The sequence below is a fragment of the Acidobacteriota bacterium genome (assembly GCA_012729555.1).
Classification (GTDB): domain Bacteria; phylum Acidobacteriota; class UBA6911; order UBA6911; family UBA6911; genus UBA6911.
The window spans coordinates 17954-39653 of the sequence record JAAYCX010000058.1; the positions used below are offsets into that span (position 1 = coordinate 17954).

A 21700-nucleotide genomic window follows, 5' to 3' on the forward strand; every position below is an offset into this window, starting at 1 on the left:
ATTTGCACCAGAAGGGCGAGCCCGGCGATCCATCCCCGGGCACCCGACGGAGAAATGGAGGAAGGTTATGCCGGCAATCGATATCCAGAGAAACGAAGAAGCCAACATGGCCCTGCTTCGCCGCTGTAAATCCAACGACCCCGACGCCTGCAGCGAGCTCTTCTCGCGTTACAACCGGAGGATCTTCAACACGGCCTACCGGATCCTGGGCGAAGAGGCTTCGGCCGAAGACGCCCTGCAGGAGACCCTGATCAATGTTTTTCGGGGGATTTCCAGTTTCCGCGGGGACTCCAAAATCTCGACCTGGATCAGCCGCATCACGATCAACGTCTGCCTGGGAATGCTGCGCAAGGGGAAAAACCACCGGGAGGTGGACCTCGACGAGGACCTGGCGCGCCGCCTCCCGGCGCAGCCCACGGCCTTCACCGATCCGCTGGCCTCGACTTCGCTCGCGGAGCTGCGCTCGGCGGTCCGGGAGACGTTCCGGCGCATGTCGGGGAAACAGGGGGATGTCGTACGCATGCACGACATGGAGGGGAGCACCATCCAGGAGATCGCCGAAATCCTCGACTGTCCCGCCGGCACCGTCAAGTCGCGCCTTTTTTACGGCCGGCAGGAATTCAAGGACATTTTCCGCTCCCTGACGAGCGGGGGCGGACGGACTCCCGCGCCCAGCCTGAATTAGCTGCCGCGCGATCCCCGCGGTCCGCGATCGGCATTTGTGAATCGTTTTATCTTCATGATAAAATTGGTTTTTGCATGGAGCTGATCGGGGGCGTATGACCGGCGGGAAATGGGGCGATGACGAACCGGGGCGGCGGCCGGAATCCCGCGGCGATATCGACTGCCTGTACCTCTCCTCCGGGGCCGGGGACTACGTCCCCCGCTACTTCGCGCAGGTTCGGATCGACTTCAGCGATGTACGGACCGGTTTCCGGGCCAGCATCGATCTGGCCAAAGCCGTGGATCTTTCCACCGGTGCCGCCGAACTGCCCTGGGTCGACGATATGGCCGTCGATGTCGACCCTTCCAGGATCGGCACCTCCCTTCCCGAGGGGGCCCTTCCGCGCCCGCTTCCGGCGTTCGTGGACGCCCCGTTTCTGGCTCTCATGGAGACACAGTGTGTCCGGTACCTCCTCAGGGCCTTCGCGGTGCGCATCTACCGGAATTCCGAGTTGGGCGTCTGGTCCGCCTCCGGCGAAGCCCTCCCGGAGTTCGTCGACCGCTGCCTCGAGCTTGCCGAGGGGCCGATGCGGGGGGAACTGGACCGGTTGCGCGACCGCTACAACCGGAGGCTCGAGCAGCTGAGGGAAAAATGCGCGCTCCCGTCCGGGTCGGAGGACCTCGAGGAGGCACGGCTGCAGTCGCGCAGCCGGGACCTCTTCTCCCGGTTTTCGGAACGGATCGCCCGGCTCTTCCTGCGGGGGGACCTCCCCCCCCTTCCGGCGGCCGCGTCCGACGGTTCGGAGCAGGAGGAGCGGCTGCGGGGGCTGGAGCGGGACGCGCGCCGCGAGATCGCCGCGCTGCGGGCGCAATACGAGGAAAAGGCCCGTGCCCTGGACGAATACCGGCTCCATCCGAATCTGAAGGACATCCATTTTGTCCGGAGCGGCGTTTTGTGGATGCCCCGGGGGGCATGACCCATGGAAAGGGTGGCCATTGCCATGAGCGGCGGTGTGGACAGTTCCGTCGCCGCCGTCATCCTGAAGAACTCCGGCTATGACCTGGTCGGTTTTTCCCTGAAGTTCCGGGATCAGGAGACGGGACTCCCCGGGGACCTGCGGGACGCCCGCGCGGTGGCCGCCCGGCTCGGGATACCGTTTCACGTGGCCGACCTGAGGGAGGAGTTCGAGCGGGAGATCGTGCGCCCCTTCGTCGAGGCTTACCGCAGCGGCCTGACCCCCTCCCCCTGCGTCCGATGCAATTCCCTGATGAAATTCGACCGGCTGCTCCTGCTTGCGGGGAAGGTGGGGGCGGGGCGCATCGCCACCGGGCATTACGCGCGGCTCGGGCGCGACAGTTCGAGCGGGAGGTTCGTGCTCTCCGAGGCCCGGGACCGGAACAAGGACCAGTCCTATTTTCTATTCGAACTCACCCAGGACCAGCTCGCCCGGGCCCTGTTCCCGCTCGGCGACCTGGACAAGCAGGAGGTGCGCCGGATCGCGCGCGCCCAGGAGATCCCGGTCGCCGAAAAACCGGAGAGCCAGGAGATCTGCTTCGTCCCCGACGGGGACTACGCCTCCTTCGTGGAGGCTCACGGCGCTCCGGGCGGCGCGGGGGGAGGACCGGGGACGCCCGGAGACGGCCCCGTCGTGGACGTCGATGGCCGCGTCCTGGGGCGGCACAGGGGGCTCCACCGCTACACGGTCGGCCAGCGGCGGGGATTGGGCATCGCCCACCGGGAGCCGCTCTACGTCCTCGAGCTGCGGACCGGCGACAATACCGTGGTCGTGGGGGAACGGGCGCTGCTCGGTTCGCGCCGTTGCCGCGTGGTCCGGCCCAACTGGATCGCCATCCCCTCGCTCGATGGGCCCCTCGCCGTCAGGGCCAGGATACGGTCGAGGCACGAGGCCGCGCCGGCCGTCATCTCGCCGCTCGAAGACGGCGGCGTGGAGGTGGTTTTCGATTCGCCGCAGCCGGCGGTCACCCCGGGCCAGGCGTGCGTGTTTTACCGGGACGGGGCCGTCGTCGGGGGGGGGTGGATCCGAAAGAGCGCGACCGGTGCCCGCCCGCCGGAGTCGTCAGGCGCGTCGGCGGAGGGGAGATGAAGGGGGCGGGGGGGAAATCCGCAAGGGTGCTCGTCGTGGCGGGCGAAGCCTCGGCCGACCGGTACGGGGCGGAACTGGTGCGGCGCCTCGGCGCGCTTCCCGGGAACGGAAACCTCCGGTTTTACGGGGCCGGCGGGGACGCCATGCAGGCGGCCGGTGTGGAGTTGCTGTGCCACGTGCGCGAGCTGGGGCACATCGGCCCCAGGGAAGCGCTCACGGGGTTGCGCACCTACTTCAGAACCTTTAAACTGCTCCTCAGGGCGTCGGCCGCGGAGCCGCCCCGGGTCGCGGTGCTCCTGGATTTTCCGGAATTCAACCTGAGGCTCGCGAAAAGGATGAAGCGGCTGGGGATTCCGGTTGTTTACTACATCAGCCCCCAGATCTGGGCGTGGCGCGGAGGCCGTATCCGGACCATCCGGGAGTGCGTGGACAGGATGCTGGTGATCCTCCCCTTCGAGGAGGCCTACTACCGCGCGCGCGGCGTCGAGGCGGAGTTCGTGGGCCACCCGCTGCTCGAGGTATCCCCGGGGCCGGACCGCTTCCCGGCCCTGCCGCCCGAACCGGAGCGCCGGACCGTGGCCCTTTTGCCCGGGAGCCGGCGTCGGGAGGTCGACCATATCCTGCCCACCCTCCTGCTGGCCGGATGCGAACTGATGAAGAGGGTGCCGGTCCGGTTCCTGGTTTCCGCGGCGCCCACCGTCGATGCCGGGCAGATCGAAAGGATCGTGGAAAAAACCCTCGGGGGGAGGGAAGGCCGGAGCCACTTTCACATTCTCACGCGCAGTTCGCGCGACATTATCGCAGGGGCCGATTTCGCCTTCGTCAAGAGCGGGACGAGCACCCTGGAAGCCGCGCTGGCCGGGGTCCCTTTCCTGACCATGTACAAGATATCCCGGCTGAGCTGGCTGGCGGGATCGCTCCTGATCCGCGGCGGCACGAAGGGGCTGGTCAACCTGATCGCCGGGGAACGGATCGTCCCGGAGCTGTTCCAGGACCAGGCCAGCCCGGAGGCGCTCGCGCGGGTGGCGCTGCGATACCTGGAAAGCCCCGCGGAGAGCGCCGCGATGCGCGACCGGCTCCGCGGGGTGAGGCAGATGCTGGGCGCGCACCGGGCTTCGGAAAGAGCGGCCGCGGCCGTAAACGGCTTTCTATAAGGATGGGCTATGCATCGAACACACTCATGGGCCGCCGGGATCGTCCTGGGCCTCGTCCTGACGGCGCCGTCCTTGTCGGCGCAGGCGCCCGCGGCGCCCGGGAAAGCCCCGGGCATCGATGTGAAGAACTGCGACATCGAGGTGACGCTCCTTCCGGATGTGCATGAACTGGAAGCCGTCGCCGCGATTACGTTCCAGGCGCTCCAGCAGGCGGACTACGCGGTCTTCGAACTCAGCGACAACCTGTTCGTGTCGAAGGTGCTCGGCCAGGACGGGGTCGAACTGGAATTCGACCGGAACCGGGCCGGCCCGGAAACCCTGACGGTGCATTTCCCCCGGGGGCTCGAGGCGGGGAGTACGGGCACGATCCGGATCGAATACGACGGGGGCTTCGACAGCGACCGCTACAGCCGGATATTCTCCCGGGACCTCGGGTCGGCCTACATCGGGATGGAAGGGACCGCCCTGATGTACGCGGCGAAATGGTTCCCCCTGAACCGGTTTCTGGCCGACCGGGCCACGGGGACGCTGTCGGTGACCGTCCCCCTGGGGATGACGGTCATCGGTCCCGGCGAGCGGCTCCCCGTCGTCACCCGGGGAGCCGCCGAAACCTTTGCCTGGAAATCGGAAGCCCCGATCCTGCCCGGGTCCTTCATCGCGGGTCAGTACTTCCTCCGGACGGTACAGGCGGGGGAATTCGAGATCGAGTGTTTCGCGCGGGAAAACAATCTCGAAGCCATGGAGCGGATGGCGGAAGAGGCGGGGAAGATTCTCTCCTGGTACGCGGCGGCGTTCGGCCCCGCGGGGGCGGGAAGGCACCTGCGCCTGGTGGAGGTGGACGAGGCGCAGGGGGGGCAGCATGGAATGTACGGGACCCTTTTCGTCAGCCGGCGCGAACTGTCCCAATCCCCCCCCGAGCCGCGGGAACTCGCCCGCCGCATCGCCGGCCAGTGGTGGCAGGAAACGGTCGGGGTCCGGGGCGTCGAGGATTTGTGGCTTGCCGACGGGATGGCGTATTACTCCGCGGCCCGGTACCTGGGGAGCGTGGGCGGGGACGCCGTTTTCAAGGATGAGATCGACCGGCTGGCCGTGCTGGCGCTCAAGTTCGAGAAGCAGGCGGCCGTCCGCTCGGGGTTCGAACTGGGGTACCGGTCCGACCGGTACGAATCCGTGGTGGCCGGCAAAGGGGCCTGGATCCTCCACATGCTTCGGGGGATCACGGGGGAAGAGAAGTTCGACCGCCTGGTGCGGGAATATGCCCGCGCCGGGACCGCCGCCGGCGGGGGGGGGCGGGAGATGTTCCGGAAAATCGCCGAGGAGATCCACGGCGGGGAGCTCGGATGGTTCTTCTCCCAGTGGATCGATGCCGTCGGCATCCCCACGCTCGAGGCCGACTACGTCCTGCTCAAGACGGTCGACGGCTTCCGGATTACGGGATCGCTTCGGCAGGAGCGCGACCTCTTCCGGATGCCCGTGGAGGTCGCCGTCATCACCAGGGACCGGGAGACCGTGCAGACCGTGGACCTGTCCGGGACCTCGACCCCCTTCGACATCGACGTCTTCACCCGGCCCGACCGGCTGGTGGTGGATCCCCGCAACAAACTGCTGAGGGATTCCGCCGAATTGAAGACGGCGGTCCAGATATCGCTCGGCGACGATCTGAAACGGGCACAGAATTTCGTCGAATCGATCCGGGCTTATGAAGCCGCGCTCAAACTGTCCCCCCGGAGGTCGCTGGCCCACTTCCGGCTCGCCGAAGTCTTTTACGAACAGTTCAGCCTGCAGTCGGCGGCCAATTCCTTCCGGGATGCGCTGAACGGGGACCTGGACCCGAAGTGGATCGAGGTGTGGTGCTACATCCATCTGGGAAAGATCTACGATATCCTGGGGCAGCGGCAGAGGGCGATGGCCGAGTACACCAAGGCCCTGAACACCAACGACGACACCGACGGCGCGCAGATGGAAGCGGCCCGGTGGCTGACCACCCCCTTCACCCGCGAGCGCACCGTCATGGATGCGCCCGAGCCATAGCGGGGGCACGGGCATGAAGGAAACCCGCTGCTGGAAGAAAACGGCCCAGAGGTTCCGGGTCCCCGTCGGCACGGTCCTGGGGGTGGTGTTCCTCGTCTTCATGCACCCCTCGGTCCGGTCGCTCTGGATCGGCGGCGCGATCGCGGTCGCCGGGGGGCTCTGGCGGCTGTGGGCCGCGGGGTATATCGAAAAGGGTCGGGTCCTGGCCCAGGGGGGGCCTTACGCCCTCTCCCGCAACCCCCTCTACCTGGGCTCCTTCGTCATGGCCCTGGGCGTCATCCTCGCCGGCCAGGGATACTGGCTGCTCCCCCTCTTTCTCGCCTTCTTCCTGGTTTTCTACCTCCCCGTCATGCGGGCCGAGGAAGGGGACCTGTACCGTGCGCACGGGGAACGGTTCCTCGGGTACGCCCGCAGGGTGCCCCTGTTCTTCCCCCGCTGGTCGGGGTCGCGTGGGGACGGCTCCGCCTTCCTCTGGTCCCGCGTGGTCCAGAACCGCGAGCACCGTAACAGCGCCAGCCTGCTCCTCGTGCTGGCGATCCTCGTCGGGAGGCTGTTGCTCGAGCGGTACCTGTAGGGCGTGTCCGATAATTGGATGGACGCTGCCGGAAAATGCTGGTAGTTTTACGGCTGTATGGAACCGAAGCCACCGATGCGGGGGGACGGCCCGCCGCCGGACATTGCTCCGAAAGATTCCCTCCTCCGCCGGACCGGGGGCGTGCTCCTCAGGTCCGCGGCCGATGCGGCCTGGAGGGTGCTGCAGGCGGTCAACCGCACGATCCCCGAGGGCCGGCTGCCGGAGCCGGAATGGGCGCCGGGCAGGATCCCGAAGAGCCGGGAGCGTTCCGCCCCGCCGCTCGGTTTTCCCAGGGAAACCGATTCGCTCTGCCCCGTCTGCGTGCCCGAAATCAGGCGCAGGGTGGTCGAAGGCGAGATGCCGCTCGAGGCGCTCCTCCGGGACCGTCCCGGCGAAATCAAGGCCCGCCTGGTCGAGGAGGACGGCCGCATCCTGATCCGAAAGTCCTGTCCCGTTCACGGGGATTTCGAGGACGTGATCTCCACCCGGCCGGAATTCACCCGCAGGATCGAAGGGCTCTTCTTCGGCCGCGATTTCGAGGGTCCCGGGGAGGACCCCGTCCACCACCACGGATCCTCGTCGATCCGCTTCGGGCGGGGCACGGTGCTGACGGTCGATCTGACCAACCGGTGCAACATGATGTGCAATCCCTGTTTCACCAACGCCAACCAGGTGGGGTTCGTTCACGAGCCCCCGCTCGATGAGATCCGCGCGATCCTGGACCGCGCCGTTTCCTTCAAGCCGCGCCGGCAGACCATCATCCTTTTTTCCGGGGGGGAACCTACCCTGTCCCCCCACTTCCTCGAGGCGGTCGCCTACGCCAGGAAGATCGGGTTCTATCGCATCCTGGCGGCTACCAACGGCATCCGCTTCGCCCAGAGCGCCGAATTCACCCGCCAGGCGCGGGAGGCCGGGCTCGACGGCACCTACCTGCAGTTCGACGGCATCGGCAACGAACGGAACCGTCACCGCGGCGTTGGGAACCTCTTCGACGTCAAGGCGCGGGCGATCGAGAACATGGCGCGGGTCGGGATGAAGACGACGCTGGTCACCACGGTGATCCAGACCGTGAACCAGGACGCCGTCGGTTCGATCGTCGATTTCGCCATCAGCAACTCCGACAAGGTGCAGACCGTGGTCTTCCAGCCGGTCTCCTTCACCGGCCGGGACGAGACGATCGACGACGCTTCGCGCGCCGCCCGCCGCTACACCCTGACCCAGCTCGTGGAGGATCTCCGGCGGCAGCTCGGAGGCCGCCCGGAGCCGATGCGCGACTGGTTCCCGCTGTCGACCTACAGCGCGTTCACGACCCTCATGGACATCCTTCAGGGACCGGACGCCCCCTGGGGCTGGAGCGCCTGCAACTGCCACCCGGACTGCGGCGTTTTCACCCTGCTGCTGGTCAACCGCCGGACGAAGGAATGGATGCCGGTGTTCCGGTTCTTCGACTACGAACGGTTTCTCAGGGACGTGCGCGTCATCACCAATGCCGCGCGCGGGCGCCGGCTCACCGAAGCGCAGCTCGCCCTGGCCGTCCTGCGCAACAGCAGGCCGGACCTGGCGCCCGCGGGATTCAGCCTGTCCCGGATAGTCAGCCTGTTCCGGCCGAGCTCGGAGCGTTCGGACGGCGACCGGAGCGATCGCCTGAAAGGGCGCGCCGCCGGGGACGAGTGGCGCGTGCTCTGCGTGGAGGGAATGTGGTTCCAGGATCTCTGGACCTACGATTTCCGCCGCACCGAAATGTGCGTCATCCCCTACGGCACCCAGGATGGAGAGATCTCCTTCTGCGCCTACAACACCGGCATCGGGTGGCGGCAGATCGTCGAGAGCGCCCACCGCACGGCGGACCTGGCCGAGTGGAACCGGCAGCGGGGAAGGCACGATATCTACGCCAACGGGAAGAGGGTCGAGCTGGAGACGGCGGAGCACGACCTCATCCTGCCCTGAAGCCCACTCCTGGAGGGCCGCGTTCCCGGCCGGGCATCCTTTTCGGGAAGGTATCGATGAGCTACACGATCCAGCAGCTTGCCGCGCGCCTCGGCCGCGAATTCCAGGGAGAGGGCGCGCTCCTGATAACCTCGGTGTCGGGGTGGGAGTCCCCCGGCGCCTCCTCCCTGGTTTTCCTGGAGGGGGCGAAGGGGAGCGGGCCCCCGTCCGGGTGCGGGTGCGTCATCGCCCCCCCCGACTGCGCTCCCGCCGGCGTCAACGTGATTTTCTCCCCCCGGCCCAAGCTTGATTTCGCCCGGGCCGCCGGGTGGCTCCACCCGAGGCCCGAGGGGCGGGGGACGCGCCACCCGTCGGCCGAGATCGCCGCGGACGCCGAACTCGGCGCCCGGGTGGACGTGGGGCCTTGCGCCGTCGTGGAGCCGGGCGCCCGTATCGGTCCCGGCACCGTCCTGGGCGCCGGGGTCCTGGTCGGGAGGGGGTGCGTCCTGGGCGCCGGATGTGTGCTCCATCCCGGCGTCGTGCTCTATCCGGGGGTCCGGATCGGCAGCCGCGTCGTGCTGCACGCCGGGGCCGTCATCGGTGCGGACGGGTTCGGTTACGTGAGTGACGGCGAAGCTTACTGGAAGTTTCCGCAGGTCGGGTCGGTGGTCCTCGAGGATGACGTGGAAATCGGCGCCAACACCACCATCGACCGGGGGTCTCTCGGGACGACACGCGTCGGCGCCGGATCGAAGATCGACAACCTGGTCCAGATCGCGCACAACGTGGAGATAGGGCGGCACGTGGTGATCGCGGCGCAGACCGGGATCTCCGGGAGCACCGTCATCGGAGACCATGCCGTGATCGGGGGGCAGGTGGGTTTCGGGGACCACGCCCGGGTCGAACCTGGAGTCGTGATCGGGTCGAAGGCCGGAATCCTGCCCGGGAAAATCGTGCGCAGCGGGGGGGTCTACTGGGGGGTGCCGGTCCGGCCGCTCGGGGAATACAAGCGCCTGAACGCCCTGTTCGGGAAGCTGCCCGAAATGAAGGCCGAACTGGAATCCTTGAAAAGGGAAGTGGCGCGGCTCAGGGGCTTCCTGGGCACGGCATGACGGGCGCCGTTCCCGCGCCGGGGGGGGGGAGCGGCGACCGGACGGACGGGATGGATCTCGAACGGTTCTGCCGAGTCGTCCTCGCAAGCTGCATCCCCGCGCTCGGAAACGCCCGGGTGCACGCCCGCTTTTATCCCTACATCGGGTTGACGCATACCATCCGCCGGAACCGTTCGGGGGACTGGGAGATCCGCATCAGCGATCATTGCCGCCAGGCGCCGCCGGCGGTGCTCGAGGCCGTCGTCACGATCCTGGCATGCAAGATCCTGCGCCGGAAGGCCTCCCGGAAAGTCCTGGAGGCGTACGAGGGCTTCCGCCGCCGGGAGTCGGTCGTGGAATCGGTCCGGTTGCGCCGCATCGAGAAGGGGAAAAAGCGTTTCGCCCCCCATGCGGGCTTCCACCACCGCCTGCCCGATGTCTACGCGGAGGTCAACCGCCGTTTTTTCAACGGCCAGGTCCAGGTCGCGCGGATCGGGTGGGGGGTGCGCCGGAGCCGCACCCGGCTGGGGCATTACGACCCGGCGCACCATACGGTCACCGTGAGCCCGGTCCTCGATTCCCCCGAAGTCCCCCGCTTCGTGCTGGAATTTATCGTGTATCATGAGATGCTCCACGCGGTTTTCGAGGGGGGAGGGGCGGCCGGCCACCACCCTCCCGAATTCCGCAGGGCGGAGAGGGCGCATCCGGATTACGGGAGCGCCCGGGGGTTTCTCCGGGAGTTTTGCCGCCGGCGGAGGCGGGAGGGGGGCGCATGAAATGCATCCTGTGCGGGGAGAGGAAGGCGAAACGGGAGTGCCCCGCCGAGAGGGAGCCCATCTGTCCCCGGTGCTGCGGTGAAAAGCGGGTCCTGGAGATCCCCTGCCCGGACTCCTGCCCCTTTCTCGAGTCGGGGCGGGAGCGCGACGCGCGAGCCTACCGGAAGGTGCTGGGCCGGCTGCCGGCGCGCGATCGGGAGATCCACGAGCGGGTCCTGGAACGTTATCCGGAAGCGATCGCGCGGCTCGAATACACCCTGGCGCGCCAGCGGATCCGGCAGCGCGACCTGGCCGACCGGCACGCACGGGATGCGGTCGACCTCCTGCTCGAAAGCTGCCGGGCCGGGGACGCCGGGATCGTGTACGAGCGGACGGCTGAAGACCCGCGCGTAGAGGGGGTGCGGCGCGAAATCCGGGCCGCGGTCGATTCGATGCGCCGTCCCCGGGAGGAAGAGGGGATTTCGGGGCTCCGGGATTCCGGTTTCCCCCCCGGCGCCGTCGTCGAGTGCCTCGCGTTCGTCCGGGCGCTCATCGACGCCTTTGGGGCCGAGTACGGCGAGGATTCCGCCTATGTCGATTTTCTCGCCAGGTTCTTTCCCGGGGATGAGGCTGACGGCTCCATCGTGGCGCCATGAGGGGGGGGTATGAAGCACACCGGCTGCGATCCTGAGATTCTGATCCGTGCGGTAGGGCTCTTCCGGGGGAAACGCATCCTGATCCTGGGAGACCTGATGCTGGACCGCTTCGTTTTCGGTTCGGTTTCGCGCATCAGCCCGGAGGCGCCCGTCCCCGTGGTGGAGATCCGGGAGGAAAGAGCCTACCTGGGCGGGGGGGCCAACGTGGCCGCCAACATCGCCGCCCTGGGAGCGACCGCGGTCCCGGTCGGGATCGTGGGGAAGGACGCCGAGGGGGCCCTGCTGCGGGAGGAGCTCCGCGCCATCAGGGCGCCGCTGGGCGGGCTGGTTGTCGACCGCGCGCGCCCGACCTCCGTGAAGACGCGCATCATGGCCGGCCATCAGCAGGTGTGCCGCACCGACCGGGAAGACCGCTCCCCTCTTTCTCCGGCCGCGGAACGGGACGCGGTCCGGAAATTCCGCACCCTGGTCCCCTCCGCGGATGCGGTCGTCGTGTCCGACTACGCCAAGGGGATGCTGACGCCGGCGCTGCTGAAGCGCACGATCCCGTTTGCCGGGAACGCGGGAAAGATCGTGTGCGTGGACCCCAAGCAGAACGATTTTTCGATCTACCGGCCCGCCACGGTGATCACGCCGAACACGGCCGAACTGGAGCGCGCCGCCGGGGTAGCCGTCACGGGCGACCGGGAACTCGTGCGGGCGGGGAAAAGGATCGTGCGCCGGGCGGGCTTCGAAAACCTCCTCGTCACCCGCGGGGACGCGGGAATGGCCCTGTTCTGCAAGGGATCGGGGGTGACCCGCATCCCCACGGTCGCCCGGGAGGTTTTCGACGTGACGGGGGCCGGGGATACCGTCATCGCGGTCCTGGCATTGGGTCTGACGGCGGGACTCGGGGTCCTGGAGTCGGCGGTGCTGGCCAATATCGCGGCCGGGATCGTGGTCGGCAAGCTGGGGACGGCGTCGGCCGGCCCGGAGGAATTGACCGCCGCCCTGCGGGCGATGCGACCGGCCGCTAGGGCTTTTCGATCCTCGCCTCGTCGACCAGCATGACCGGGATATCGTCGCGGATCGGGTAGACGCGGTGGCATTCGACGCACTTGAGGCCGGTCCCGTCCGGGGTCGGTTCGACCGGCTTCCTGCAGAGCGGGCAGGCGAGGATGTCCAGTAACTCCTTGCTGATCGGCATGAATCCCTCCTTGGTCTCAGGACCGCGACCCGGGCCGGAACCTGTTCTCGGTTCCCGCCCGGAGCCTCCGTATGTTTTCATGATGCCGGGCGATGATCAACACCGCCCCCAGTGAAGCCCAGAGAAGCACCTGGGCGGGCGCCCCGTAGAAGCCGGCGAAGAGGGGGAACGTGGCCGCGGCCGCCAGTGACGCGGCTGAAATGTAGCGGGAGAGGGCGAGAACGAGCGCGAACACCACGAGGGTTGTCGCCACGGCCAGCGGGGAGAGCGCGAGAAAGGCGCCGCACCCGGTGGCGACCCCCTTGCCCCCCTTGAAGCGAAGCCAGGGGGTGAAGACGTGTCCGGTGATGGCGAAGAGCGCCGCAACCGCCTGCCACTCCACGCCCCCCCCGAGCCACCCGGCCGCCAGCACCGCCAGGGTTCCCTTGGCGGCGTCCAGGGCCAGCGTCAGGATGCCGGCCGCGCGGCTCCTCCTGTAGACGTTGGTCGCCCCGATGTTGCCGCTTCCGTACCTGCGGATGTCCTTCCCCTCGCCGAGGCGCACCAGGAGGAAGCCGAAAGGGATGGAACCGAGGAGGTAGGCCAGGAGCGGGATCCAGTATTCAGGTCGCATTTTCAAGCCCCGGTCAAAGGGATGGTCTCGAGTACCGTGTACACCGCCCCCTGCGGTTTCAGGGTGCTCTCATAGATGTGGAACCGGTCCACGCGGAGGGGGGCCTCCAGCTCCGATCCCATCTTAATGCAGTCGGCGAGGGGGGACAAATTTCTTTTGCCCCTGACCCGCCCCAGCGTCAGGTGGGGGCGGAAGGGCCGATTGTCCGGCGTGAACCCGCACCGCTCAGAGGCCGCCTCCACGCGCCGCTGCAGAAGTTCGAGCGCTCCGGTCTCCCCCTCCAGACCGCACCAGACGACGCGCGGGCTGCCGGGGTGGGGGAACGCGCCCAGACCCCGCACCCGGAGACGGAAAGAGGGAGCCGGCCCCGCCTCCGCCCGCAGTTCCCGGGCGAGGGCCGGAATCGTCAGGCTGTCGGCCTCCCCCAGGAACTTGAGGGTGAGGTGAATGGAGGGGACGGCCACCCATCGGACGTCGGCCCCGGTCTCCCGGAGCGTCCGCTGCATCCGGCCGAGGGTGTCCCGGCATTCGGCCGAAAGGGGGATGGCGATGAAGGTGCGCATGGTTCAGCCGTCTTCCCCGGGGCGCAGCAGGAATCGGCGCAGCCAGGAGAGGGCGAGGGCGGCCGAACGCTCCCGGATCGATTCCCGGTCCCCGGGCAGGATCCGGCGCAGGCTCTCCGTCCTCTCCCCGTCGGAGTATCCGACATGGACCAGCCCCACCGGCTTTTCTTCCGACCCGCCTCCCGGTCCCGCGATCCCGGTGACCGACAGCCCGATCGAGCTCCCGAAGGCCAGGCGCACCCCCCGGGCCAGCGCCTCGGCGGTTTCCGCGCTCACGGCGCCGTAGCGCCGGAGCACCTCCTCCGGTACGGCGCAAAGATCCCGTTTGGATGAGTTGCTGTAGCAGAGGACGCCGCCCAGAAACCAGGCCGAACTCCCGGCGACGCGCGTGATCTGCATCCCCAGCATCCCGGCCGTGCACGATTCGGCCACGGCCAGGGTCCGGTCCGAATCGCGGAGCAGGCGTCCGATCACCTCCTCCATCGTTTCCCCCGCGGTGGAGAAAACGGCGTCCCCCAATTCCGCCCGGATCCGGGCGGCCAGTTCGTCGAGATCCCCCCCCTCCTCCCCGGCCGGCACCCACCGGTAGAGGCGGACGGCGATATGCCGGGTGCCGGCCAGGACCGTTGTCTGTACCCGGGGATACGCCGCGTACAGGGGGGCGATCCGGGCGTCCAGTTCTGATTCGGAGATCCCGGTGACGTATAGCGACCGGCAGGCGAGCCGCTCGCCCCCGCCCAGCCCCGCGATCCTCGGCGCTACCGACGCCTCGAACATGGGTTCGAGCTCGCGGGGGGGGCCGGGGAGGAGGGCCAGGAGGCGCCCCCGTTCCTCCAGCCACATCCCGGGCGCCGTTCCGAAGGGATTGTCGAGGACTTCGGCCCCCTCGATCACCTCCGCCTGACGCTCGTTGTTTTTGTTCATGCGCAGGCCGCGGGCGGCGAATTTCCCTTTCAGGGCGCCGAGCAGGTGCGGGTCGATCCGGATCGGGCGGCCGAGGACGCGGGCCGCCGCCTCGCGTGTCCGGTCGTCCTCCGTCGGTCCCAGCCCGCCGCTGACGAGGATGAGGTCGGAGCGGTCGAGCGCCGCACGGAGCGCATCGACGATCTCCCCGGGTTCGTCCCCGACGACGGTCTTGAGGTGGACGCTGCAGCCCGCCTCGCCGAGCCGCCGGGTCAGGTAGAGAGAGTTGGTGTCGATGCTGTCCGGCGTCAGCATCTCCGATCCGACGGCGATGATTTCGGCTTTCATGGCGGCGGTACGGTCTCCTATAGGACCCTGTTGACGGCGTGCAGGAGCAGGTTGGCGTAGACGCCCGCCAGCACATCGTCGGCCATGACCCCGACCCCCCTCCCGAGCGATTCCAGCCTGCGGATCGGGAAAGGCTTCCAGATATCGAAGAGGCGGAAAAAGAGCGTCCCGAGAATGAGGTTGACGACGCCGAAGGGGAGGAACAGGAAGGCGATCAACTGCCCGGCAACCTCGTCGATCACCACGAACTGGGGATCCTCGATGCCGGTGGCCCGGCTGATCGCATCGGAGGCCAGGATGCCGGCGAAGGTGACGAGGCAGATGGCGCTGATGTGAAGTTCCGGCCGGACCCAGTGCGAAGGCGCGTGGATCAGGTAAAAGGCCAGGCTCGCGGCGATGGAGGCGTAGGTTCCCGGAGCCCCGGGAATCCGCCCGATGTAAAACACGGTTCCGATGATGAACGCCAGGCGGTTCTTCATTCCAGCTCTTCCGGAGGCGCCGGTGGTTGGCCGTCCTCGTCTTCGTCCTCTTTCCCCGCGATCCGGTAGGCCCCGGTGACCCAGTTCCCCAGGTCCACCAGTTTGCAGCGCTCGCCGCAAAAGGGCCGATGCGGGTTTCCCGTCATTTCCGTTTCCTTCCCGCAGCGGGGACAGCGGACAATCATTCGGTCCCTCACCTAGGCGACGATGGTGCCCAGCAGGTCGTGTTCCAGGGCACGGGTGATCCGGAGAGTCCGGAACTGGCCGGCGCGGACCTCGCCGACCTCGGAATCGTTGATCAGGCAGACGCCGTCGATCCCGGGCGCCTGGGACCGGAGCCTTCCCTCCAGGAGCAGGTCGCTTTCCTCGGCCGGGCCTTCGACCAGAACCTCCAACCGCCTGCCGACCAGCTCCCGGTTCTTGCGCCGGGAGATTTCGGCCTGCTGCTCCATGAGGATCCTGCGCCGCCGCTCGGCCGTCCTCCGGGAGACCTTCGGCCCGAGGCCGCACGCTATCGTATCCTCTTCATCCGAATATGTGAAGACTCCAAGGCGGTCAAATTCCATTTCGCGGCAGAATTCCTTCAGTTCGAGGAAATCGGCCCGCGTCTCCCCCGGGAAACCGACGATCAGGGTCGTGCGCAGCGTGACCCCGGGAATCCCCTTGCGCAGGCGCTCGATGATGCGGGTGAAGGTCGAACGGTTCCCCGCGCGCCGCATCGCCCGCAGCACCGCGCCGCTGGCGTGCTGCAGGGGCATGTCGATGTAGCGGCAGATCCTGGGGCTGGAGTTGACGGCCTCGATCAACTCCCGGCTGACGCGGTCGGGGTGGATGTACAGGAAACGGATCCAGCCGATGGCCTCGACCCGGCCGAGCTCCCGCAGGAGCCGGGCCAGCCCGTCCTTCATCCCCAGGTCGGAGCCGTAGGCGGTGGTGTCCTGGGAAACCAGCGTGATCTCGCGCACCCCGCGCGCGGCGAGCTGTTCGGCTTCGCTTACGAGCGACGGCAGGCTGCGGCTCCGGAAGCGCCCGCGTATCCTGGGGATGACGCAGAAGGCGCAGCGGTGGTCGCACCCCTCGGACACCTTCATGTAGGCGGCGTGGGGCGGGCCCGACAGGGTCCGGGGGGTGGTGTGGTCGTACAGGTAGAGATCGGCGTCGCGCCGGCCGAAAGAGTCGGGGGGGGGGAGGGCCTCCCCCCTGACCGCGCGCGCGATCAGGGGGATCTGGTTGACCCCCAGGATGGCGTCGATTTCGGGCAACTCCATCCGGATTTCGCGCGCGTACCGTTCCGGGAGGCACCCGGTGACGATCAGCCGCCGCAGGCTTCCCGATTTCTTCAGCTCGCCGGCGGCGAGGACGGCGTCGATCGATTCGCGCCTGGCGTCCCCGATGAAGCTGCAGGTGTTGATGATGAGGATTTCGGCTCGCTCCGCATCCGGGGTGATCGCGTGCCCCTCTCTTTCGAGCAGACCGATCATGACCTCGCTGTCGACGAGGTTTTTGGGACACCCCAGGCTGATGAAACCGATTCTGGCCAATGCGCGATCTCCGGGAGGTGAAAGTGTAAGCCCGGCGCCGGGCGGGTTCAAGGACAATAGGACGGCCGTTTCCCCCGCGGCTGCGCATCCGGCCGGGGCCGGCCGTGGAAGACGACGTTGCCCCCGGCGGGCGACAGGCGCAGGCGCTCGAACACGCGCTCGATGCGGGCGAGCGACCGGGCCAGCGCCCGGTCCTCCATCAGGTTGAAGGCGGCCGTGCCGCCCGGCTGCAGGTGGTCGCAGAGCGCGCGCAGAAAAGGGAGGGCGAGAACGCCCCGGTCGAACTTTTCGGCCCGGTAGAGGTCCACGGCGATGAAGCCGTAGCGAGCGGCGTCGGCGCGGAGAAAGACGAAGGCGTCGCCCTCGATGATGCGCGCCCGCCCGGGCGGCGCCCCGAATGCGGCCGCGGCCGAGAGCATCGCGGCGGACTCGTCGACCCCGGTGATGGCCGTCGGGCCGAAGGTCCTCTCGATCAGCCGCGCCACGGTTCCGCCCCCCATGCCGAGCAGCAGGGCGCTCCCGGGCGCGCTGCCGGGGAGCATCCGGCTCCAGTACCCCGTGGCGGCGTCATCCGGGTGGACCGACTGCACGACCCCCCGGACCAGGAGGGCCCGGCGTCCGGCGTCGACGGCCTCCACCGGGGCGTCGGAGCGCCGGGACCCTTTCCCGCCAAAATCCTTTTCCACGGCCGAACCCTCCCCTCGGGACCGCGAATAATGGCACATCGGGCGATCCGGGGAGAAGGTCTTATATCGGGGATTCCGGGTTTTTTTTAAGGGCGCTCCGGAGAGAGCGGAGCGGGGGGGCGAAACCGGGTCCGGGCGCCGGGGGGGCGGGATTGCCGAAGCGCGCGGCGTAGTAGAGGCCGGTCAGTTCGACGAGCGGGGCGGCGGCGGGATGCGGTTCCATGCTGCGGGCGAACTCCATGGGCGTCTGCCCCCGCCGGCGGCCGAACCCGCGCGCCTCGAGAAGGTCCAGGGTTTCGAGGTAGACGGCCGTGGCGCGGGGAAGTTTCCGGCGCCGGAGGCGCGCCCGGGCGCGGAGCAGGGCTTTGCGGACCGGCGGCGCCGCCAGCAGCAAGGGGAGTGCCAGCCATATTGCCCACCGCCAGGGGATCCGGGGCGGGTGGTCGGGGGAGCGCGCAAGGAGGCGGCCGGGCCAGCGGTCCCGGACCAGGCGTCCGGCCGCCGCCGCCCTGCCGCCGAGTTCCGTCACCCAGGCCGCTGCCCGGCCGGCGACGCGATGCTGTCTGGAGGAATCGTAGCGGACGACCCCCGCCCACCACCAGAGGCCGACGGCGTCCCCGATATCGGTGAGCGCCCGCACGAACGCATGACGGGACGGGGGAGGGGGGGAGGGGGTGGGATCGAATTCGATCCAGCCGTAGGGGGGGAGCCAGGCCTCGACCCAGCTGTGCGCGTGCCGCTGCCGGACGGTCCAGTTGCCGCCGAAGGGGTTGTAGTCCCCGGCGCGGTACCCGTTGACGAGGCGGGAGGGGATCCCCACCTGGCGCATCATGATGGCCAGGGCGGAGGCGAAATATTCGCAGTGACCCTCTCCCGCCTCGAACAGGAACGCGGCCAGGGGGTCGGGACCGGCAAGCCCGTCCAGTTCCAGGGAGTAGGTGTAGCCGCGGCGCAGGTGCTGCTCGAGGGCGAGCGCCCGCGCGTAGCGGCCGGAAGCGGCGCGGGTCACCTCCCTGGCCAGGCGGGCGATCGCGGGGTCCAGGTCGGGCAGCTGCAGGTATTTTCTCCCGATCTCCTTCGGGACCGGGAACAGGTCGGAGATCGCCGCCGGGTCGGGCTCGACGGCGTCGGAGAGGACGGTGTAGCTCAGCCTGGAGCCGCGGGGGCGTTGCGCGTACAGGTTGCCCGAAGCGTCGCGCCCGAGGGCGCCCGCTTCGCGGCCGACGGCCAGGGCCCGGCCGAGGAGGAAAACCACGGGGGTGTCGAGCGACTCCAGGAAGTAGGTCTGCTCGATCCACCGGGTCCCCTGCGCGGTCTCCTCCAGCTTGTAAAAGCGCCCCTGGACGGGGACGGGCCGGGTCCCGGTGTCGCTGCGGGTCCAGGCCCGGCCGTCGAAATGGTCGAACGCCAGCCCCCGCCAGCGCAGCTCCCGCCGCGGGTCCGGCGGGTCTGTTCTCACGCGCATCACCAGGGTGTCCGATGGCTCGAGCCGGCCGTCGCGGCCGAGCTGCACCCGGTCCGAGAACCCGGTGACGAAACGGGTCGGTCCGGCCGGCTGCCGGTAGAGTCCGAGGGTGACCCGCGGCAGCAGGAAGAAGAGGGGGATCGCTCCGGCCAGAAGCAGCAGTGCGACCCCGATGAAGGCGGAGGCAAAGGCGCCTGCGGGGAAGGGGACGACGATGTCGGGTTCGGCCCGCTGTGGGGCCGGGGGGGGGGCGGCGGCGGGGGCCGGCGTCCGGCGGAGGCTCCTGCCGTGGCCCCGGCGCATTTCCAGCAGGATCAGGAAGGCGCTGGCCGAAGGGAGGAAGAGGAGAAACCAGAAGAGGAAAACGAGGTTTCCCGTCAGGGTGGCGGCGGCCAGGAGCTGGGCGAGGCCGAGGAGCGCGAGGACGCCGTGGTCCCCCTCCCGCGCGCGGACGAGGAGGCGCACCGCCGTGACGAGCGGCAGCAGGTGCACCAGCGCGGCCGGCCACGAACGCGACAGCCAGGCGCCGTCGATCGCGGCGAACGCGATACAGAGCGGCAGGAGGCTGCCGGCGATCCGGGGCGGGAGCGACCGGCGGAGCGCGCGGGGGTCCAGAAACCAGCTGAGGGCGAAGACGATCGAAAAGAGGGCGACGGCGGCGGGGGGGAGCGCCCCGGTCGAGGCCAGCGCGCCGAAACCGGACCCGGCCAGGCCATAGGAGGACACCTTGAAACAGCGCCAAAAGGTCATAGCTGGTCGAAAAAGATCACGTGCGCCGACCGCCATACGGCCGCCGGGAAGGTCCCCCTGGGGCGGGGGGTCAGGATGATCTTGTAATGCTTATCGGAAAAAATCCCTTCCAGTTCGGGCAGCGGGGCGGCGTCCCGGAACGCCCCGGGTTCCCAGGGCCCGACGGTTTCCGCTGCAGGCGCCTCGTCCTGGGCGATCACGGCCAGCTCCCGGAGGATCCGGTCCAGATGCCGCGCGTCTCCGCCCGGGGCGAGGTACGCCGCCGGGGAGAGAAAGGCGATGGCGGTCCCCTCCTCGATGAAATGGGATGCGATTCCGGCGGCCATGGACACGGCCTTTTCGAAGGCCTCGCCGCCCGCCGCGGTGCGCGGCGCATGGGCGCGCGTATCCAGGATCAGGCAGAACCTGCTCTCCTCCTCGCGCGCATACTCGCGCGCCATGAGCCGGAGCGTTTTGGCGGTGGCTTTCCAGTCGATGATCCTGGCGCTTTCCCCCTCCCGGTACCGGCGTATCGAGCGGAGGTTCTCCCCCGGGCCGGGGCGGGCGCTTTCCAGCGCCCCCGGGAGGAAGGGGAGAAGATGGAAAAAGGGGGAGATCGACCGCGGCGATGGGTAGACGAAGACTTCCCCCTCCGCGCGGGCGAGCCTGGCCCGTTCGAAGAGCCCGAAAGGGAAGCGGGTGGACACCCGGAAGCCGTGAAGGGTGTAACGGCCGCGACGGGGGAAGGACCTCAGGACCAGCGCGGTCCGGCTTTCGCCGGGTCCCACCACCGGGAAATAGGCCGGCCGGTCCATGAGGCCGTCGGGCGTCCCGGCCGCCCCGTCCCGCTTCCGGTGTCGCGGGAGCGCGGCGCGGAGGCGCCGGAGCAGGGGAGGCGCGCCGGGGGTCCCCCGCTCCTCCACCCGGAGGGAGAAGGAGGCGAGCACCCTTTTCCGGTTTTTCACGGCGACCTTGAGGGCCACCCGTTCACCCGCGAAGACGTTTTCGGGCATCTCGAGCGAAAGCGACAGGCGCTTGAGGGAGGCGAGCGAAACAAGCCCTGACACGGGGACGGCTGCGAGCATGGCGGCCAGGACGATGACGAGCAGGTTGTTCCCCGTCCGGATGGCGGCCAGGGAGAGCGGCAGCAGGAGAAGGATGTACAGCCCGCCCGCCGCGGTGACGGAGAAGGAAAGGGGGAAAATTCTCCGGTCGCCGCCTTCCCCGGACTCCCCCGGGACCCCGTCAGAGCGGGATTTCGATGCTCTCGAGTATTTCCGCAAGAATCGCCTCGGCCTCCCGGCTCCTTTCATGGGGAGAGGAATAGCTGGAACCGACCACCACGCGATGGGCCAGCACCGGCAGGGCCAGCCGCTTGATGTCGTCGGGGGTGCAGTAATCGCGCCGGTCGAGAAAGGCCTCGGCCCGCGCCGCGCCGAGGAGTGCGAGCGACCCCCGGGGGCTCGCCCCCGTGAGCAGGTACTCCGACCGCCTCGTGGAGTCCACCAGGGCCAGGATGTAATCGAGCAGGGAGTCGTCGACCCGGACGCGACGGACCGATTCCCGGCAGCGCATGAGATCCTCGCCCGTCATCACGCTCGGGAGCGGGGACTCGGACGTGGAACCGTGCGCGAGGCGGAGGATCTCCTTTTCGGCGCCCGCTTCCGGGTAACCCATCCGGACCCGGAGCAGGAAACGGTCGAGCTGCGATTCGGGGAGGGGGTAGGTGCCGTGGAACTCCACCGGGTTCTGGGTGGCGATCACCATGAACGGCTGCGGCAGGGGGTGCGTGCGGTTGTCGACGCTCACGCGCCCCTCCCCCATGGCTTCAAGCAGGGCGCTCTGGGTCTTGGGGGTGGTGCGGTTGATCTCGTCCGCGAGGACGATGTTGGCGAACAGCGGCCCCCGGCGGAAGACGAAATCGCGTTCCTCCCGGTCGAAGATGGAGACGCCGATGATGTCCGAGGGGAGCAGGTCGCTCGTGAACTGGATGCGGCGGAAGGAGCAATCGACCGCGCGGGCGAGCGACTGGGCCAGGGTGGTTTTCCCGACCCCGGGGACATCCTCGATGAGGAGGTGCCCTTCGGCGAAAAGACAGACGAGCGCGAGCCGGACCGCGTCCGGCTTTCCGCGCACGACGGTTTCGATCGCGGCCTGCAGCCGGCGGGCCTGGTCCTGCGGTTCTCCCGGTTCTGCCATGGCCCCCAGTATACTATCGATAGCGCTGCGCGG

Annotated in this window: 22 protein-coding genes; 11 read left to right on the forward strand and 11 right to left on the reverse strand. The window is 68.7% G+C overall.

Going from position 1 to position 21700, the window contains the following annotated elements; all coding sequences use genetic code 11:
- Positions 1-67: 67 nt before the first annotated feature.
- The 11 genes from GXY47_11235 (at position 68) to rfaE1 (ending at position 12005) form a co-directional block, all read left to right on the forward strand.
- Complete coding sequence (locus GXY47_11235; protein ID NLV31712.1) at positions 68-685, forward strand: RNA polymerase sigma factor; 618 nt, start codon at positions 68-70, stop codon at positions 683-685.
- 94 nt (positions 686-779) lie between these two features.
- A complete protein-coding gene (locus GXY47_11240) occupies positions 780-1640 on the forward strand; it encodes a hypothetical protein (GenBank protein ID NLV31713.1) in 861 nt (286 codons plus the stop codon).
- 3 nt (positions 1641-1643) lie between these two features.
- Positions 1644-2768 carry a tRNA 2-thiouridine(34) synthase MnmA gene (gene mnmA, locus GXY47_11245; protein NLV31714.1) on the forward strand — a complete coding sequence of 375 codons (1125 nt, stop codon included), beginning with the start codon at positions 1644-1646 and terminating at the stop codon, positions 2766-2768.
- Positions 2699-3922 (forward strand): lipid-A-disaccharide synthase, encoded by a 1224-nt coding sequence (gene lpxB / locus GXY47_11250; protein NLV31715.1) that lies wholly within the window; start codon positions 2699-2701, stop codon positions 3920-3922. Before mnmA ends, lpxB begins: the two co-directional genes overlap by 70 nt.
- 9 nt (positions 3923-3931) lie before the next feature.
- Positions 3932-5953 carry a hypothetical protein gene (locus GXY47_11255; protein ID NLV31716.1) on the forward strand — a complete coding sequence of 674 codons (2022 nt, stop codon included), beginning with the start codon at positions 3932-3934 and terminating at the stop codon, positions 5951-5953.
- A gap of 13 nt (positions 5954-5966) precedes the next feature.
- Positions 5967-6527 (forward strand): isoprenylcysteine carboxylmethyltransferase family protein, encoded by a 561-nt coding sequence (locus tag GXY47_11260; GenBank protein NLV31717.1) that lies wholly within the window; start codon positions 5967-5969, stop codon positions 6525-6527.
- Between the two features lie 141 nt (positions 6528-6668).
- Complete coding sequence (locus GXY47_11265) at positions 6669-8474, forward strand: radical SAM protein (protein ID NLV31718.1); 1806 nt, start codon at positions 6669-6671, stop codon at positions 8472-8474.
- 56 nt (positions 8475-8530) lie between these two features.
- On the forward strand, positions 8531-9565 hold the full coding sequence (lpxD, locus tag GXY47_11270; GenBank protein NLV31719.1) for a UDP-3-O-(3-hydroxymyristoyl)glucosamine N-acyltransferase: 1035 nt from the start codon (positions 8531-8533) through the stop codon (positions 9563-9565).
- The gene (locus GXY47_11275; protein ID NLV31720.1) at positions 9562-10320 is read left to right on the forward strand and encodes a hypothetical protein; all 759 of its coding nucleotides are present in this window, start codon (positions 9562-9564) and stop codon (positions 10318-10320) included. The genes lpxD and GXY47_11275 overlap by 4 nt, the downstream gene beginning before the upstream one ends.
- Positions 10317-10955: a hypothetical protein gene (locus GXY47_11280; GenBank protein NLV31721.1), complete on the forward strand. Its 639-nt coding sequence runs from the start codon at positions 10317-10319 to the stop codon at positions 10953-10955. Before GXY47_11275 ends, GXY47_11280 begins: the two co-directional genes overlap by 4 nt.
- A 9-nt stretch (positions 10956-10964) precedes the next feature.
- Entirely contained in the window at positions 10965-12005 is a 1041-nt protein-coding gene (rfaE1, locus tag GXY47_11285; GenBank protein NLV31722.1) for a D-glycero-beta-D-manno-heptose-7-phosphate kinase, read from the forward strand.
- Here the strand turns inward: rfaE1 and GXY47_11290 are convergent.
- The 11 genes from GXY47_11290 to GXY47_11340 all read right to left on the reverse strand — a co-directional run bounded on the left by GXY47_11290 (position 11968) and on the right by GXY47_11340 (position 21667).
- Entirely contained in the window at positions 11968-12141 is a 174-nt protein-coding gene (locus tag GXY47_11290; GenBank protein ID NLV31723.1) for a Trm112 family protein, read from the reverse strand. The genes rfaE1 and GXY47_11290 overlap by 38 nt on opposite strands.
- Before the next feature lie 16 nt (positions 12142-12157).
- The gene (gene plsY, locus GXY47_11295; GenBank protein NLV31724.1) at positions 12158-12754 is read right to left on the reverse strand and encodes a glycerol-3-phosphate 1-O-acyltransferase PlsY; all 597 of its coding nucleotides are present in this window, start codon (positions 12752-12754) and stop codon (positions 12158-12160) included.
- A gap of 2 nt (positions 12755-12756) precedes the next feature.
- Positions 12757-13317: an RNA 2',3'-cyclic phosphodiesterase gene (gene thpR / locus GXY47_11300; protein NLV31725.1), complete on the reverse strand. Its 561-nt coding sequence runs from the start codon at positions 13315-13317 to the stop codon at positions 12757-12759.
- A 3-nt stretch (positions 13318-13320) separates the two neighbouring features.
- Positions 13321-14568 (reverse strand): competence/damage-inducible protein A, encoded by a 1248-nt coding sequence (locus tag GXY47_11305; GenBank protein NLV31726.1) that lies wholly within the window; start codon positions 14566-14568, stop codon positions 13321-13323.
- Between the two features lie 17 nt (positions 14569-14585).
- Positions 14586-15047: a phosphatidylglycerophosphatase A gene (locus GXY47_11310; protein ID NLV31727.1), complete on the reverse strand. Its 462-nt coding sequence runs from the start codon at positions 15045-15047 to the stop codon at positions 14586-14588.
- Positions 15044-15232: a DNA gyrase inhibitor YacG gene (locus tag GXY47_11315; protein NLV31728.1), complete on the reverse strand. Its 189-nt coding sequence runs from the start codon at positions 15230-15232 to the stop codon at positions 15044-15046. Before GXY47_11315 ends, GXY47_11310 begins: the two co-directional genes overlap by 4 nt.
- Before the next feature lie 12 nt (positions 15233-15244).
- Positions 15245-16588: a 30S ribosomal protein S12 methylthiotransferase RimO gene (rimO, locus tag GXY47_11320; GenBank protein ID NLV31729.1), complete on the reverse strand. Its 1344-nt coding sequence runs from the start codon at positions 16586-16588 to the stop codon at positions 15245-15247.
- A gap of 47 nt (positions 16589-16635) precedes the next feature.
- Positions 16636-17274 (reverse strand): hypothetical protein, encoded by a 639-nt coding sequence (locus GXY47_11325; protein ID NLV31730.1) that lies wholly within the window; start codon positions 17272-17274, stop codon positions 16636-16638.
- 61 nt (positions 17275-17335) lie between these two features.
- On the reverse strand, positions 17336-19465 hold the full coding sequence (locus GXY47_11330; protein ID NLV31731.1) for a DUF3488 domain-containing transglutaminase family protein: 2130 nt from the start codon (positions 19463-19465) through the stop codon (positions 17336-17338).
- Positions 19466-19485: 20 nt separating this feature from the next.
- A complete protein-coding gene (locus GXY47_11335) occupies positions 19486-20751 on the reverse strand; it encodes a DUF58 domain-containing protein (GenBank protein NLV31732.1) in 1266 nt (421 codons plus the stop codon).
- Positions 20714-21667, reverse strand: a complete 954-nt coding sequence (locus GXY47_11340; protein ID NLV31733.1) for an AAA domain-containing protein — start codon at positions 21665-21667, stop codon at positions 20714-20716. Before GXY47_11340 ends, GXY47_11335 begins: the two co-directional genes overlap by 38 nt.
- Positions 21668-21700 lie beyond the last annotated feature (33 nt).